The organism is Streptomyces tendae (genome assembly GCF_008632955.1).
Classification (GTDB): Bacteria; Actinomycetota; Actinomycetes; order Streptomycetales; family Streptomycetaceae; genus Streptomyces.
Genome location: NZ_CP043959.1, coordinates 857,698 through 873,513 on the forward strand (window position 1 = coordinate 857,698; position 15,816 = coordinate 873,513).

General features: G+C 72.6%; 15 protein-coding genes. 8 read left to right on the top strand and 7 right to left on the bottom strand.

Annotated features, from left to right (window positions below; all coding sequences use genetic code 11):
* Positions 1-2: 2 nt before the first annotated feature.
* From F3L20_RS35545 to F3L20_RS04145, 6 genes are all read right to left on the bottom strand, one after another.
* Entirely contained in the window at positions 3-245 is a 243-nt protein-coding gene (locus tag F3L20_RS35545) for a hypothetical protein (protein WP_431193183.1), read from the bottom strand.
* Between the two features lie 360 nt (positions 246-605).
* Positions 606-1,385, bottom strand: a complete 780-nt coding sequence (locus tag F3L20_RS04125) for a succinate dehydrogenase iron-sulfur subunit (protein WP_145830050.1) — start codon at positions 1,383-1,385, stop codon at positions 606-608.
* Positions 1,385-3,139, bottom strand: a complete 1,755-nt coding sequence (gene sdhA, locus F3L20_RS04130; protein ID WP_145830051.1) for a succinate dehydrogenase flavoprotein subunit — start codon at positions 3,137-3,139, stop codon at positions 1,385-1,387. Before sdhA ends, F3L20_RS04125 begins: the two co-directional genes overlap by 1 nt.
* 19 nt (positions 3,140-3,158) lie before the next feature.
* A complete protein-coding gene (locus F3L20_RS04135) occupies positions 3,159-3,641 on the bottom strand; it encodes a succinate dehydrogenase hydrophobic membrane anchor subunit (RefSeq protein ID WP_145830052.1) in 483 nt (160 codons plus the stop codon).
* A gap of 5 nt (positions 3,642-3,646) precedes the next feature.
* Positions 3,647-4,027, bottom strand: a complete 381-nt coding sequence (gene sdhC, locus F3L20_RS04140) for a succinate dehydrogenase, cytochrome b556 subunit (RefSeq protein ID WP_026244279.1) — start codon at positions 4,025-4,027, stop codon at positions 3,647-3,649.
* Positions 4,028-4,285: 258 nt separating this feature from the next.
* Positions 4,286-4,891: a 2-oxo-4-hydroxy-4-carboxy-5-ureidoimidazoline decarboxylase gene (locus F3L20_RS04145; protein WP_240810832.1), complete on the bottom strand. Its 606-nt coding sequence runs from the start codon at positions 4,889-4,891 to the stop codon at positions 4,286-4,288.
* A 197-nt stretch (positions 4,892-5,088) separates the two neighbouring features.
* Here F3L20_RS04145 and F3L20_RS04150 point away from each other — a divergent pair, with 197 nt between their 5' ends.
* From F3L20_RS04150 to F3L20_RS04190, 7 genes are all read left to right on the top strand, one after another.
* A complete protein-coding gene (locus tag F3L20_RS04150) occupies positions 5,089-6,642 on the top strand; it encodes a beta-N-acetylhexosaminidase (protein WP_150157213.1) in 1,554 nt (517 codons plus the stop codon).
* A 111-nt stretch (positions 6,643-6,753) separates the two neighbouring features.
* Positions 6,754-7,260 carry a hypothetical protein gene (locus tag F3L20_RS04155; RefSeq protein WP_150152295.1) on the top strand — a complete coding sequence of 169 codons (507 nt, stop codon included), beginning with the start codon at positions 6,754-6,756 and terminating at the stop codon, positions 7,258-7,260.
* Positions 7,261-7,368: 108 nt separating this feature from the next.
* Positions 7,369-7,932, top strand: coding sequence for a hypothetical protein (locus F3L20_RS04160; protein ID WP_150152297.1), 564 nt, complete (start codon positions 7,369-7,371; stop codon positions 7,930-7,932).
* Between the two features lie 142 nt (positions 7,933-8,074).
* Positions 8,075-8,470, top strand: a complete 396-nt coding sequence (locus F3L20_RS04165) for a hypothetical protein (protein WP_186568612.1) — start codon at positions 8,075-8,077, stop codon at positions 8,468-8,470.
* Positions 8,471-8,640: 170 nt separating this feature from the next.
* Positions 8,641-9,258 carry an RNA polymerase sigma factor gene (locus F3L20_RS04170; RefSeq protein ID WP_150152299.1) on the top strand — a complete coding sequence of 206 codons (618 nt, stop codon included), beginning with the start codon at positions 8,641-8,643 and terminating at the stop codon, positions 9,256-9,258.
* A 1,701-nt stretch (positions 9,259-10,959) separates the two neighbouring features.
* Positions 10,960-11,631: an RNA polymerase sigma factor gene (locus F3L20_RS04185; protein ID WP_145830058.1), complete on the top strand. Its 672-nt coding sequence runs from the start codon at positions 10,960-10,962 to the stop codon at positions 11,629-11,631.
* The gene (locus tag F3L20_RS04190) at positions 11,631-12,818 is read left to right on the top strand and encodes a hypothetical protein (protein WP_206338859.1); all 1,188 of its coding nucleotides are present in this window, start codon (positions 11,631-11,633) and stop codon (positions 12,816-12,818) included. The genes F3L20_RS04185 and F3L20_RS04190 overlap by 1 nt, the downstream gene beginning before the upstream one ends.
* 187 nt (positions 12,819-13,005) lie before the next feature.
* On the opposite strand, the gene F3L20_RS04195 is transcribed toward F3L20_RS04190, so the two are convergent.
* Entirely contained in the window at positions 13,006-13,881 is an 876-nt protein-coding gene (locus F3L20_RS04195; protein ID WP_382682921.1) for a L,D-transpeptidase family protein, read from the bottom strand.
* A 296-nt stretch (positions 13,882-14,177) separates the two neighbouring features.
* Here F3L20_RS04195 and F3L20_RS04200 point away from each other — a divergent pair, with 296 nt between their 5' ends.
* On the top strand, positions 14,178-15,758 hold the full coding sequence (locus tag F3L20_RS04200; RefSeq protein WP_150152301.1) for an acyl-CoA mutase large subunit family protein: 1,581 nt from the start codon (positions 14,178-14,180) through the stop codon (positions 15,756-15,758).
* The last annotated feature ends 58 nt before the right edge of the window (positions 15,759-15,816 follow it).

Consider the following 15,816-nt stretch of genomic DNA (forward strand, 5'->3'; position numbering starts at 1 on the left):
GGTCAGCACCAGTCCGAGGGCTGCGCCACCAGACCGGCCGCGGTGGTGACCGCCAGCACGGCCAAGGGCTTTCGGTGCCGCGGCGGGAGCACGGCGCAGGACAGCACGGCGACCAGGTACGCGGCGGCGGTCGGCGGGGTCAGGGTGTTCTCGACCCGCACGGTGCCGCCGAGCAGACAGATCACGAAGGCGGCCGCGACGACCGCCCCTTCCCGCCACCGGCGGGTGCCGGTACGCGTCACCACCGGGTACACCGCGGGCCCGCCGGGAGCCGCGCCGGGACGCACCGGAACGGTGCCTCACCCGCGACGTCCGGATCTGGCAGCACGCCGCCCAGGATAGGGGGCGGCCACCGGACCGCGAAGGCGCCGGGGGCGGGGGAGCGTGTCACGCACGGACGGGATCGCATGGCTCCCACCCTCCGGTCCCGCCGCCGGCCGGGCATCGTCCCGCGGTGCCGTCCCCACTGGTGCGCACGCACCGGACGAGGCACCCGGCCTGGTGCGGACGCACTACACGTGGGCACCGCGGCGGGGCACCCGAGAACGCCCGAGGGCCCGCCTCCGGATCGGAGACGGGCCCTCGGGGTGGTACGGCGCGGTGCCTCAGTAGCGGCGCGTGATCAGCGCACGCTTCACCTCGGCGATCGCCTTGGTGACCTCGATGCCACGCGGGCAGGCGTCCGTGCAGTTGAACGTCGTGCGGCAACGCCACACGCCGTCCTTGTCGTTGAGGATCTCCAGGCGCTGCTCGCCGGCCTCGTCACGCGAGTCGAAGATGAAGCGGTGCGCGTTGACGATCGCGGCCGGGCCGAAGTACTGGCCGTCGTTCCAGAACACCGGGCACGACGAGGTGCACGCGGCGCACAGGATGCACTTGGTCGTGTCGTCGAAGCGCTCGCGGTCCTCGGCGGACTGCAGCCGCTCACGCGTCGGCTCGTTGGTGTCCTTCGTGATCAGGAAGGGCATCACGTCCCGGTACGCCTGGAAGAACGGCTCCATGTCCACGACCAGGTCCTTCAGGACCGTCAGGCCCTTGATGGCCTCGACCGTGATCGGCTTCTCGGGGTTGATGTCCTTGATCAGCGTCTTGCACGCCAGGCGGTTCTTGCCGTTGATCCGCATGGCGTCGGAGCCGCAGATGCCGTGGGCGCAGGAACGGCGGAAGGTCAGGGTGCCGTCCAGGTCCCACTTGATCTTGTGCAGCGCGTCGAGGACACGCTCCTTGGGGTCGATCTCCAGTTGGAAGTCTTCCCAGGTCGCGTCCGCGGAGACCTCCGGGTTGAACCGGCGGATCCGCATGGTGACGGTGATGTAGGGGGAGTCGGCGAAGCCGGGCTCGGGGGAGCCTGCCGCGTCCGCCTTGTCCAGTACGGGGGTAGCCATCAGTACTTACGCTCCATCGGCTGGTAGCGGGTCTGGACGACCGGCTTGTAGTCCAGACGGACGGTCTCGGTGCCGTCGGCGCCGACCTCGCGGTACGCCATCGTGTGGCGCATGAAGTTGACGTCGTCGCGGTTCGGGTAGTCCTCGCGGTAGTGACCGCCGCGGGACTCCTTGCGGGCCAGGGCGGAGACGGCCATGACCTCGGCCAGGTCGAGCAGGTTGCCCAGCTCGATGGCCTCCAGCAGGTCGGTGTTGAACCGCTTGCCCTTGTCCTGGATGGCGACGTTCTTGTAGCGCTCGCGCAGCTCGGCGATCTTCTCGACCGCCGTCTTGATCGTCTGCTCGGTGCGGAACACCATCACGTTGGCGTCCATGGTCTCCTGCAGCTCGCGGCGCAGCTCGGCCACCCGCTCGTTGCCGGTGGAGGAACGCAGCCGCTCGATCTGCCCGACGACGAAGGACTCCGGGTCCGCCGGCAGCTCGACGAAGTCCGCGGTCTGCGCGTACTCCGCGGCGGCGATGCCGGCCCGCTTGCCGAACACGTTGATGTCCAGCAGCGAGTTGGTGCCCAACCGGTTGGCGCCGTGCACGGACACGCAGGCCACCTCGCCGGCCGCGTACAGGCCGGGGACGACGGTGGTGTTGTCCGCCAGCACCTCGCCCTGGACGTTGGTCGGGATGCCGCCCATCGCGTAGTGGGCGGTGGGCTGGATCGGGATCGGGTCCGTGTAGGGCTCGATGCCGAGGTAGGTCCGCGCGAACTCGGTAATGTCGGGGAGCTTGGCGTCCAGCTGCTCCGGCGGGAGGTGAGTGAGGTCCAGGTAGACGTGGTCGCCCTCGGGACCGCAGCCGCGGCCCTCGCGGATCTCCGTGTAGATGGAGCGCGAGACGACGTCTCGCGAGGCGAGGTCCTTCATGACCGGCGCGTACTTCTCCATGAAGCGCTCGCCGTCCTTGTTGCGCAGGATGCCGCCCTCACCGCGGGCGCCCTCCGTCAGCAGGATGCCCATGCGCCAGATGCCGGTCGGGTGGAACTGGAAGAACTCCATGTCCTCCAGCGGCAGGCCCCGGCGGTACACGGCGGCCTGGCCGTCACCGGTCAGGGTGTGCGCGTTGGACGTCACCTTGAAGAACTTGCCGGTGCCGCCGGACGCGTAGATCACGGACTTCGCCTGGAAGACGTGGATCTCGCCGGTCGCCAGCTCGTACGCCACGACGCCGGACGACTTCCTGACGCCGTCGACCTCGGTGATCAGCTGGTCCAGGACGTAGAACTCGTTGAAGAACTCCACGCCCTCCTTGACGCAGTTCTGGTACAGCGTCTGGAGGATCATGTGGCCGGTGCGGTCCGCGGCGTAGCAGGACCGGCGGACCGGGGCCTCGCCGTGGTTGCGGGAGTGACCGCCGAAGCGGCGCTGGTCGATGGTGCCGTTCGGGGTGCGGTTGAACGGCAGGCCCATCTTCTCCAGGTCGAGGACGGAGTCGATGGCCTCCTTCGCCAGGATCTCGGCGGCGTCCTGGTCGACCAGGTAGTCACCGCCCTTGACCGTGTCGAAGGTGTGCCACTCCCAGTTGTCCTCCTCCACGTTGGCGAGCGCGGCGGCCATGCCGCCCTGCGCGGCGCCCGTGTGGGAGCGGGTGGGGTAGAGCTTGGTCAGCACGGCGGTGCGGCTGCGCTTCGTCGACTCGATGGCGGCGCGCATACCGGCGCCACCGGCGCCGACGATGACGGTGTCGTACTTGTGGATCTTCATGATTCTCGCAGCCCCGTGCCTAGCGGATGTTCGGGTCGAAGGTGAAGATCACCAGCGTGCCCAGCAGGATGGTGAACACCGTGGCCGTGTAGAGCAGGCCCTTCAGCCACAGGCGGGTGTTCGGCCGCTCGGCGTAGTCGTTGATGACCGTGCGCAGGCCGTTGGCGCCGTGCAGCATGGCCAACCACAGCATGGCCAGGTCCCAGACCTGCCAGAAGGGGCTCGCCCAGCGGCCCGCCACGAAGGCGAAGCCGATCTTCGAGACGCCGCCGTCCAGCACGAGCTGGATCAGCAGGTGCCCGATGACCAGGACGACCAGCACGACACCCGACAGCCGCATGAACAGCCACGCGGCCAGCTCGAAGTTGCCGCGGGTGGACTTCGGGGTCTTCCGGGTGCGCTTGCGCGGGGGCTCGATGACCGGCGCCGGGTTGTCGACGGAGTAGAGGGACCCGCCCTCGACGGGGCCGATGCCCGAGGCGGAGGTTTCAGTCGTGGACATCTGCGTCAGCTCCCGAACAGTTCACGAGCGGCGTGGCCGAGGACGGGGTAGATCGCCCCGAGCATCAGCACGATCCACACGGCGACGACGGTCCAGAGCATCTGCTTCTGGTACCGGGCGCCCTTGATCCAGAAGTCGACGGCGATGACACGCAGGCCGTTGAGCGCGTGGAAGAGGATGGCGGCCACCAGGCCGTACTCCAGCAGCGCGACGATCGGCGTCTTGTACGTGGCCACGACGTCGTCGTAGGCCTCCGGGGACACCCGCACGAGGGCGGTGTCCAGCACGTGAACGAACAGGAAGAAGAAGATGAGGACGCCGGTGACTCGATGAGCCACCCAGGACCACATTCCTTCCCGGCCGCGGTACAGCGTTCCAGCCGGCACGGAAATTTCCTCCGGGAGCGGTGATTGGGGCCGCGCCGGCTTTCCTTGTCGGTCGGGCCCGGCCGGGTACGGTCCACCGGCCCCCAGCATGGTAGCGACGCTTGCCTGCGGCGCTTACGGGGGGCCTGCCGGTGTGATCAAACTTGCACTCGAAAAGGGGGCGGGGGGTTTCAAAACGGCCCCCGGGGCGGGGGCGGTCAGGTGCCGGGTGCGGCGGCCGGGGGGTTGCTCGCGCTCACGCGGCGGAGCCGCACATCGTCACATTCCCGCGCCTCTTACTGCGTCGTTCAGACGTTCCCTGGCCAGGAGGCGGAGCTGGTCTCTGGTGACCGCGTGCTCCTCGTCGGGATCGTTCGCCAATCGTGACCGGATGTTCTCCAGGACGCGGTCCAGGACCTCGTTCCTGGGGACGCCGTCCAGGCAGATGACGAACACGTGGCCGAACTTGGCCTCGTAGGCCGCGTGGGCGGCGTTCAGGGCGGTGTGGGCGGCCGTGTAGGTGTCCTCGGGGAGGGAGGGGAGCGGCTCGGCGGCCAGCGCCTCGGCGATCTCCTCCGGCGAGAGGTCGTACGTCGCCTCGTCCGAGGCCGCCAGGAGGGACGCCATGTCGGGGTAGGGGCGGTGGCCGGCGAGCAGCAGCGCCCAGCGCCGGCTGCGCAGACAGGCCAGGAGGGCGCGCTCGGCGTCCGGCTCGGGGGCGGTGTTGAACCACTCGAGCGGGGACGGCGAGCCGGGCGCGCCGCGGGACTGTCCGGGTATGGCGACTCGGCCGGGGAGGTCTGGGAGACGGTGCGCAGGCAGCGTGGGTCCTCGTGGGCGTCTCGTGCGTGTCGGTGGCAGATGCTGTGAGAGTTGTGACGTCACGTTATCGAGTGAGTCCGAGACGTGTCCGATCGGTACCCCCATTTCACCCGGACGGCAGAGTTTGGGAGCGCCCTGTGGACGCCTCTCACCCGAACGGGTCGTACGTTGGCAGGGTGAGTCGGCACAGGCAGCACGGTCAGCGCAGGCGTCGCCCCGTCGAGGGGGCGACGCGACGACGGCGGGTGCTGGCGGCGGCCGTGGCCGCGGGCGCGGTGGTGGTCGCCTCCGGTGTGGGTCTCGGCCTGTGGGCCTCCGACGGGGACGGCGGTGCGGCCGCCTCCCCCTCGTCCCCCGCCTCACCGACGCCCAGCCCGACCCGCAGCTATCCGCTGTCCGAGGCGCCGCGGACCATACCCGCCGTCCGCGAGCACACGGCCGAACGCGGCCCCGGCTGGCGCCCGGCGCCCGGCCACCGGGTGGTCGTGTCCGACCCGGCGCTGGCCGACGAGGGCCGGCTGACCGCCCGCGAGCTCGGGCTGACGTACGCGGGCGAGCGGGACGACGAGCGGGCCGGGGACGTGCGCCTGGAGCTGAACCGGGACGAGGGGGCGAACCCGGAGTCGTACACCCTGACGGTGCGCGGCGGACGGGTGACCGTGAGCGGGCCGGGCGAGGCGGGCGTCTTCCACGGCACCCGCACGCTCAAGCAGGAGATACGCGGCGCCGGCACCGCCCCCGAGGGCGTGGTGCGTGACGAGCCCGCCAAGCCGCGGCGCGGCCTGATGCTGGACATCGCGCGGAAGCACTACAGCGCCGGCTGGATAGAGGACCGCATACGCGAGCTGGGCGACCTGAAGTACAACGAGATCGGTCTGCACTTCTCCGACGACCAGGGCTTCCGAATCGAGTCCGACTCGCACCCGGAGATCGTCTCCGCGGACCACCTCACCAAGGCGCAGGTCAGGAAGATCGTCGAACTGGCGGAGAGCCGGCACATCACCGTGGTCCCCGAGATCGACTCGCCCGGACACCTCGGCGCCGTCATCGCCGCCCATCCCGACCTCCAGCTCCGCAACGCGAGCGGCGAGGCGGTGCGCGGCGCCGTCGACATCGCGAACCCGAAGTCCGCCGAGATCGTCGACGACCTGCTGGACGAGTACGCCGGGCTCTTCCCCGGCGACCAGTGGCACCTCGGCGGCGACGAGTACCAGGCGCTGGTGGTGTCCGACCCCGAGGCGTCCTTCCCCGGCCTCGCCGCCGCGGCCCGTGAGAAGTACGGTGCCGGCGCCACCGTCGAGGACCTGACCACGGGCTGGCTCAACGACCGGGCCGCCACCGTCCGCGCGCACGACCGCGTCCCCCGCGCCTGGAACGACGGCTTCTTCTCCGGCGGGTCCGTCCGGGCCGACGAGGACATCAGGGTCGCCTACTGGACCGGCAAGGAGATCGGCGCCCGCAAGCCCGCCGAGTACCTCGCCGAGGGCCGCGACGTCATCAACTACAACGACGAGTTCCTCTACTACGTGCTCGGCGAGCCGCTCACCTTCGTCTACCCGACCGGCGAGCGGATCTACGAGCAGTGGACGCCGCGGGTGCTGCGCGGCACCACCGCCGTCCCCGCGAAGTACGACCGGCAGATCCTCGGCGGGTCCTTCGCCGTCTGGGGCGACCTGCCGCGCTCCCAGACCCAGGAGCAGGTCGCGGCGGGCATCCGGATGCCGCTGCGGGCGCTCATCCAGAAACTGTGGGATCCGGGTGAGCCGGAGCTGTCCTGGAACGAGTTCCGCGAGCTGGCGGACCGGCTGGACTGAGCGGATTGCCGCGAACGCCTGCGAACCCCCGGGCGGCTGTGGTGGTGTTCTGGGCGAGCCGACGGCTCGGCGCGCCGGGCCGGGAACCGACATACGGGGGGACACCGGCACATGGGTTACTGGGGCTATTTCGTCGTGGGCCGCGGGGAGCGGCCGCTCGCCGGACTGGACGCGCTGGCCGGCGCGGCCGGGGGACTGACCCTGCGCACCTCGGCCCCGGACGGGTGGCAGGTGTGGGAGTACCCGGGACGCGAGGGTGATGTGGGCGGCATGGCCGGCCTGGCCCGGGAGACCGGGGCGCCCGCGCTCTTCGGGTACGTGATGGACAGTGACTGCGTGGCCGTGGAGGCCGCGTCCCCCGAGAGCGGGGTGTGGACGGCGTGCCTCGCCCGGGACGCGATGGCCGGGTACCTTGACGGCCGGCAGGAGGGGCTCACCGTCGACGACTACTTCCTGGAACCCGCCGACGCCGCCGAGCGCGCCGTCTTCTGGGCCGAGGAGGCCGGGCGCACGGTCGCCGTCGAGGACGTCCTGGAGGTGCTGACCGCGGACCCCGGACCGCTGGCCGAAAACCTCTTCTTCCGGCTGCTCGACCGGTTGCGTGTGGTGCCCGAGTGACACTCCCGGCTTGTCGCACGCAGTAAGGGGAAATGTGGGCTCCGTGAGGGACGAGGCCCGTCGAGGCCTCATCAGGGGGCCTGCGGGGACCCGCTGAGGGAGGCGTGGATGAGCCTGGAGGAACTGATCGCGCAGGCCGACGAGCGCGGACTGGCCGTGAGCGGGTTGGCTTGTTTGGATCGGTGCGCGCCGCTGCTGGGCGGTGACGACGAGGCGTTGCGGCCGCTGTGGGGGAGCCTCGCGGAGGGGTCCGCGGACGGCGACTGGGGCGAGCTGCTGGAGCAGACGCGCGGGAAGCTGGACGCGGCGGCCGGCCCGACGTGCGCTACGGACGAGGCGGCGGTACTGGCGCGCGGGATGCTCGCCGCCGCCCCCGCCGCGCGGTCCGCGCCGGCGTTGCGGGAGTGGGCCGACCGGTGCTCCGTCGACGCGCTGCGCATCCACCTGCTGCTCGACGGCGCCGGTGACACCGATCTGGCCGCCGCGCGCCGCGAGGACCGCGCGGAGGGTCTGTCGCCGCTGCTCGCCGCCGAACTGCGCCGTCAGATCGCCGTCCTGGAGCTCGTCGCCGCCCACGGCGCGGCGGGACTGCGCGGTGCGCTGGAGACGTCCACGGAGGGGCGCCGGGTGCTGCGCGCCGCGGTCTCCCGCCGCAGCCGCCGGGACGCGTGAAGCCGCGTGCGCGGCGGGGGCGTGCGGAGACGGTCGTGTGCGTGTCCTGGGGCGGTCGTGCACCCGTTCTGGGAAGACGCCGATTCGGGGTGACGAAACGGTTCGCCGTAGCGCTCTCCAGAGTGTGACGACTGCGAGCACTGTGACGACACAGCAGGAGACCAGGCCCTCGGCGGCGACGAAGCCGGTCCGCTGGGCGGCGGACGCGGTGGCGGCGATGCGCGAGGGGGCACGGCTGCGCCTCGACTACTCGGCGCGCAGTCTGTGGAGCGTCGACCGCATGATCGAGGACATCCGCCGGGAGTCGGCCCCGTACGCCGCCGTGGAGCTGGTGCTGCGCGGCTTCGGGGCCTACGCCGGCGAGGTGATCGTGCGTCAGACCGGGGGCGAGTGGTGGGCCTCCGGCGGCGACCACTGGGTGCGCACCCCCGACGGCCGCCTCTGGGACCCCCTCGACGAGGCCCGCCGCTGCTACGTCCACGACGGCTCCCTGCGCCTGCTGTGCAGGGACGCGACGAGCGGCACCCCCCGCGGGTGAGGGGCGGCCGGCGCGTGCCGGGCGGGGGCCGTGGGGCGTCGGGGACGCGGGTTGACCTGTGACACTTTGCCGGCGGCGCGCGCTGAGGACCCTGGGGGCGTGACACGAACGACGTGCACACGTCATGCGGGAGCGAGGCGCTAAGCGCTCGGTACGGACGAGGACGGTTCTTGGGCCACGGAGGGGAATCCCGCCGCACACAGGCGTACGACGGGGAACTGGGCGAGGCCGTCGCGCGCGCCCAGGAGGGCGACGAGGCCGCGTTCGCCGTGGCCTACCGGCTCGTGCAGCCCGGGCTGCTCGCCTATGTGCGCGGACTGGTCGGCGGCGACGCCGAGGACGTGATGTCGGACGCCTGGCTGGAGATCGCCCGCGACCTGGGCCGGTTCAAGGGCGACGGCGCCGGGTTCCGCGGCTGGACGGCGACCATCGCCCGGCACCGCGCGCTGGACCACCTGCGCCGGCAGCGGGTGCGGCCCCGGCCGTCCGCGCTGGAGCAGGACGTACTGGAACTGCCCGCGCCGCAGAGCACCCACGACCAGGCCATGGAGGCCATGTCCACCGAGCAGGCCCTCGCCCTCGTCGGCGGACTGCCCCGGGACCAGGCCGAGGCGGTGCTGCTGCGCGTGGTCGTCGGCCTCGACGGGCCCTCCGCCGCCCGGGTGCTGGGCAAGCGCCCGGGCGCCGTACGGACCGCCGCACACCGGGGTCTGCGGCGCCTGGCGCGGCAGCTCGGCGGCGACGGTGTGACGGATGAGGCACCGCGGACGCTGGGTGAGTCGACGTGACCGCGGGACATCACGGCGGTCGCGTCACATGGCACGGCCGGGCCCGCGGCTGAACGGCCGGGGCGGACGGACCGTATCCGTTTGTCCGGGGCCACCGGTCTCCCGCCTGGTGGGAGGGGGTGCGACGGCAGCACGGCCGCACACGCACGAGCCCGGCGGCCGGACGACGGGCCGGGGCCGGGCGCATCCGGGCACACGAGCGAGCAGGGACGGAAACGGACATGGGTGAACGGCAGAGCGACGGCGGGCGGGCCGGCCGCCGGCGTGCCCGCCCCGAGGGCACACCGTCCGCGCACGGCCGTCCCGCTCCCGTCTCGGTCGAGGTGCCGGCCGGTGACACGGCCCGTCTGGAGGCGGCGCTCGCCGCCGTGCTGGTCCGCGACCGCGTGGACGCCGGGGCGGAACAGCGGGCCGTCGCCGCGTTCGTGGCCGCCCGGGAGTCGGGGCGCACGGCGCGCGCACCCGCCGCCGGGACGACTGGCGGGCCCTCGACGGCGGTTCGGCGGGCGTTCGCTCCGGGCCACCCTCGCCGCGCTGGTCGCGGGCTGTGCGCTGAGCGGGGTGGCGGTGGCCGGCATCGGCGCGGCGGGTTCCTCGACCGACGGGCCGTCCAAGGAGCCGCGGCCCACGAGGTCGCCGTCCGCCACCACCGCCCCGCCGGCTCCCGTCGCCCCCGGGGAGGCGCCGGAATCCGCCGCCTCCGCTCCGGGGGCCGCCGACGGACGGTCCGACGCCGAACGCCCGGACACCGCCCGGGACACCGAGGCCCACTGCCGGGCCTACGAGCAGGTCACGGGGCGGGGCCGGGCTCTGGACGCGCCGGGGTGGGAGCGGTTGGTCGCGGCGGCGGGGGGTGAGGAGCGGGTGGGGGCGTATTGCGCCGGCCGCTCCGGGGCTGCGGCGCCGGTGCGGCCGAGTACGCCCGCGGCGCCTGAGGGTGGTCGCTCCGCGGGGGAGACGGCCGGTACCGAGCCGCGGGGCGAAGCGAACGGTGCGGGTAAGGGGAACGGCGGCCAGGGGGAGGGCCGCGTGCCTCCTGCGGGGAAGCCCTAGGGCCGGTCTGACAATCTCCGTCTGCTGCGCGACGCCATGCACGCACCCTCGCCGCACCGGCCCCAGGCCCGAGTACAGCCAGTACAAGGGCCTGGGGCCGGCACGCCGAGAGCACGCACCTGACGCCGCGCCCCCGCCCTCCGGGCGACGACGGACATTGTCAGACAGGCCCTAGGGGTCGCGTTCCTCACCGGGACGGAGGTGCCCCCATCGCCCACGCGTGCCGCCCGGGGGTACCTCCCAGGCCCTTGAGGCGCCGGGCGAGGCACGACTGCCCGCGGAGCGCGGAACCTGACGGTCCGTCAACCGGTCTGCGGAGTGGGCGCGGAGACGGCCGGGGCCGCCACCCCCCACAGGAGAGGCCCCGGCCGTCGCGCGGTACGGGCCGCGCGGCGACCCGTACCTTCTACAGCGCCGGGCATGCGTTTTCTGTCACACGTCCGGTGTCACGGGTTAGTTGCATCTTGTACGGTCATGGACGGGGAGTGGTTTCAGGTCGTAACGTGCCTTTCGCGCCAGGCCGCGGGAGACAAACGACCACAACCTCCGTGCGCGGCCTTGAGACCGCAACGACCGACTGAGCAATGACGACGGCGAGCAACCCGGTCCGCGAGAGCGGCGCCGGCTTAGGCGCAGAAGGGCGCACGCGTGCTGGGGGACGACGCGGAGCTGACGGCCGCGGTGCGTGCGGCACAGGACGGGGACGAGACCGCGTTCCGGACCGTGTACCGCGCCGTGCACCCGCGGCTGCTCGGATACGTCAGGACACTCGTCGGCGAGCCCGACGCCGAGGACGTGACGTCCGAGGCGTGGCTGCAGATCGCCCGTGACCTGGAGCGCTTCAGCGGTGACGCGGACCGCTTCCGCGGCTGGGCCGCCCGCATCGCCCGCAACCGCGCGCTGGACCACATACGCATGCGCGGGCGCCGCCCGGCGATAGGCGGCGACGAGACCGAGCTGACCGGCCGGCCCGCCGAGTCCGACACGGCCGGCGAGGCGATGGAGGCGCTGGCCACCGACGGCGCGTTCTCCCTCATCTCCCGGCTGCCGCAGGACCAGGCCGAGGCCGTCGTCCTGCGCGTCGTCGTCGGCCTGGATGCCAAGACGGCCGCGGAGACCCTGGGCAAGCGTCCCGGCGCCGTACGGACGGCGGCCCATCGCGGTCTGCGCCGGCTGGCCGAGCTGCTCGACGATCCGGAAGGCCATCCGGAATCCGCCGGGGTGCTCGACGCCCTCCCGCCCCAGAGAGAACCACGCCGTCGTACGGTGACGTCCGCGAGTGTGACGCAGTTGCGAACGCGGACGCAGAAGGACATGTGATGGCCGATGAGCAGTACAGGTGGCTGGACCCCGAGGCGGCGGAGCGCCTGCTGAGCGGTGAGCCCCCCGAGGCTGCCGGCCCGCCCGGCCGTGACCGGGCCGAACGGCTCGCCGGAACGCTCCGCGCGCTCTCCGCGCCACCGTCCCCGGCGGGCGAGGAACTTCCCGGTGAGGCGGCCGCGCTGGCCGCCTTCCGCAAGTCCAGGGACGAGCGGGCGGAACAGGCCGGCTCGGCCCCGTCCGCCGGTCAGGGCACCGGCCCGGCGGACGCCGATGTCGGCCTGATCCGTCTCGGCGCCCCGCGCGCCGAACGTAACGGAACCCCGGGCGGACCCCGCCGGCCCCGCCCCGCGCGGCTGCTGCTGGCCGCCGCGCTGGTCGCGGGCATGGTCGGCGGCGCCGCGGTGCTGGCCGGGACCGGACTGCTGCGCACACCCTCCGACGACTCCCGGTCCGGCCCCGCGGGCTCCGCCACGGCCACCCACCCCGAGCGGCCCCCGGTCTCCCCTCCCTCGACGGGCGACTCCGTCCCACCCGACGGCCGGACGGCGGACGGAGACGCCGACGGCGGCCGGACGAGCGCCGGGGCCGACGGGGACACCGGCCGCACCGGCGGGCCGGCCGATCCCGACGACGGTCCGGCGTCCCTCGCCGCCCGCCGGCAGCTGGTCGTGTCGGCGTGCCGGGCGTGGCACGAGGGCCGGCCGGTGAACGGCGAACGCCGCCGGCTGCTGCACGAGGAGGCGGGCGGCGCCTCCCGCGTGCCCGGGTACTGCCGCGGTGTCACGGCCGGCGGGAAGACCGGCGACCGGGACTCCGAGGACCGGGGCGGCACGCACGACGCCGAGACCCGGCTCGACCCGGGCGACGCCGGCGACCAGGCCGCGAACCCGGGTCAGGGCAAGGGCCACCAGGACCCGGGCGACGACGGCGGGGACGACGGCAAGGGCCAGGACAAGGGCAAGGGCCAGGACAAGGGCAAGGGGAACGGCGGCGGCAACGGCAAGGGCGCCGGCCGGGGCAACGGCGGACGCGGCGGCTCGGCGGCCGAGGAGAAGGACCGGCGCGCCAAGGGCAACGGCAACGGCAAGGGCAGCGGTCGGAACCAGGGCCCGGACCGGAACCAGGGGCCGGGCGGTGGCAACAAGGCCAAGGCGGGCGACAAGGAGCCCGGAAAACCCTCCTGACCTGCGGCGACGCCCTCCTTGACATGACGGCGTACCGCCGGGTGTGACACTTCCGGCGCTCGTGACGCAGTAATGAGTGAGCCGACTGGTCATCGGCCGTCGCACGGAGCCTGGGTTCCCCCCGTACCCGCGGCTCGTGCACCTGGCGCGGGCGGGACACGTTCCCCCGGTCCCGCCCGCGCCCCTTTCACCAGTGGACGACGACCTTGTCGCCGTCGCGCACCTGCTCGTACAGCTCCGCGATCGCCGCCTCGTCGCGCACGTTGACGCAGCCGTGCGAGGCCCCCGCGTAGCCCCGGGCGGCGAAGTCCGACGAGAAGTGCACCGCCTGGCCGCCGCTGAAGAACATCGCGTACGGCATGGGGGAGTCGTAGAGCGTGGACACGTGGTGCCGGGACTTCCAGAACACCTGGAAGACGCCCTCGCGGGTCGGCGTGTACTCCGAGCCGAAGCGGACCGGCATCGTCGACACCGTGCGGCCGTCGATCATCCAGCGCAGCGTGCGGCTCGACTTGCTGATGCACATCACCCGGCCGGTCATGCAGCGAGGGTCCGGCGCGTCGGCGGGCTGGCCGCCCATCAGGTACAGCTCCCAGCGGCCCGGTTCGCGCGTCATCGCGAGCAGCCGCTGCCAGGTGACGGTGTCGGTCACGCCCGTCCTCGGCAGTCCGCGCTTGCCCTGGAAGCCCCGGACCGCCTCCGCCGTCAGGGCGTCGTAGGTCCCGGTGGGCCCGTGGAAGACCCACGCGATCTGCCGCAGCCGCGCCTGGAGCTCACGTATGTCCCGCCCCTTGTCCCCCGGAGACCACAGCACGCGCGCGGGCGTCGGCCGGGTCGACGGCGGGTCCGACGGCGACGGCTTCGCCGGGGCGTCCGGCGTCCGGGCCGGCGGCGCGGACCGCGTCGCGTCCGGCGTCCGGTCCGGCACCTCGATCCGCACCGGCGACCTGCCCTGCCCGTCCGTACCGGCCGGCTGCACCGTGCACCCGGCCGCACCCACGGCGCCGGCCGCCAGCGCCGCCAGGACGGCGATCCCCCGTCCGTTCGTGCTCTTCCCGCGCACCCCTGCCCCCGTTCGTCCCGCCCCACCGGACCGGCCCGGTCGTCACCTGAGTCATACCCCCGACGTGACCGGGGCGGAACAAGGGGGCATGGTGGGGAGTGACCGGACGACGTCTGGGGGCGGCCCTGTGAGCGGGGTCCCACCGAGGCTGTGAGGAAGGTCCCAGCGTGTGCCCCTCCACCGGGCCGCACGCGCACCGCTACAGTCCGTCGAAGGGTCGCCCTGTACTGGTGAGTAAATGGCGAGTGACCGGCGATCGGATCGAGCAACGCTGCTCAGCGGGAGGCATGCACATCATGGCGCGCGAGTCGGAGTCCGGACTGCCCATCGAACCGGTCTACGGGCCGGAGTCCCTCGAGGGCTGGGACCCGGCCGAGAAGCTGGGTGAGCCGGGCGCGTACCCGTTCACCCGGGGCGTCTATCCGACGATGTACACGGGCCGTCCGTGGACGATGCGCCAGTACGCCGGTTTCGGTACGGCGACGGAGTCCAACGCCCGCTACAAGCAGCTGATCGCCAACGGCACGATGGGCCTGTCGGTCGCGTTCGACCTGCCCACCCAGATGGGCCACGATTCCGACGCGCCGATCGCCTCGGGCGAGGTCGGCAAGGTCGGTGTGGCCATCGACTCCATCGACGACATGCGGGTGCTGTTCGGCGGGATCCCGCTGGACAAGGTGTCCACGTCGATGACGATCAACGCGCCCGCCGCCCTGCTGCTGCTCCTCTACCAACTGGTCGCCGAGGAGCAGGGCGTGTCCGCGGACAAGCTCACCGGCACGATCCAGAACGACGTGCTGAAGGAGTACATCGCCCGCGGCACCTACATCTTCCCGCCCAAGCCGTCGCTGCGGCTGATCGCGGACATCTTCAAGTACTGCCGGGCCGAGATCCCGAAGTGGAACACCATCTCCATCTCCGGCTACCACATGGCCGAGGCCGGCGCCTCGCCCGCGCAGGAGATCGCGTTCACCCTCGCCGACGGCATCGAGTACGTGCGCACCGCGGTGGCGGCCGGCATGGACGTCGACGACTTCGCGCCCCGCCTGTCCTTCTTCTTCGTGGCCCGCACCACGATCCTGGAGGAGGTCGCCAAGTTCCGCGCCGCGCGCCGGATCTGGGCGCGGGTGATGAAGGAGGAGTTCGGCGCGAAGAACCCCAAGTCGCTGATGCTGCGTTTCCACACGCAGACGGCCGGGGTGCAGCTGACCGCCCAGCAGCCCGAGGTGAACCTCGTCCGCGTCGCCGTGCAGGGCCTCGCTGCGGTGCTCGGAGGCACCCAGTCCCTGCACACCAACTCCTTCGACGAGGCCATCGCGCTGCCGACCGACAAGTCCGCCCGGCTCGCCCTGCGCACCCAGCAGGTCCTCGCCTACGAGACCGACGTCACCGCGACCGTCGACCCCTTCGCCGGCTCCTACGTCATCGAAAAGATGACCGACGAGGTCGAGACCGCCGCGCTGGAGCTGATGCGGAAGGTCGAGGATCTCGGCGGCGCGGTCAACGCCATCGAGCACGGCTTCCAGAAGAACGAGATCGAGCGCTCCGCCTACCGCATCGCTCAGGAGACCGACTCCGCGGAGCGGGTCGTGGTCGGCGTCAACCGCTTCCAGCTCGACGAGGAGGAGCCGTACGAGCCCTTGCGCGTCGACCCCGCCATCGAGGCCCAGCAGGCCGAACGCCTCGCCAAGCTCCGCGCGGAGCGCGACCAGCAGGCCGTCGACACCGCACTGGACGCACTGAAGAAGGCCGCCGAGGGTGAGGACAACGTCCTCTACCCCATGAAGGACGCCCTCAAGGCCCGCGCCACCGTCGGCGAGGTCTGCAACGCACTGCGCGAGGTGTGGGGCACCTACGTCCCGAGCGACGCCTTCTGACCGCCGTTCTCGCAGGCCGAGACAGGGCCGAGGAGTGCCGTACCTCCGTGCGACACTC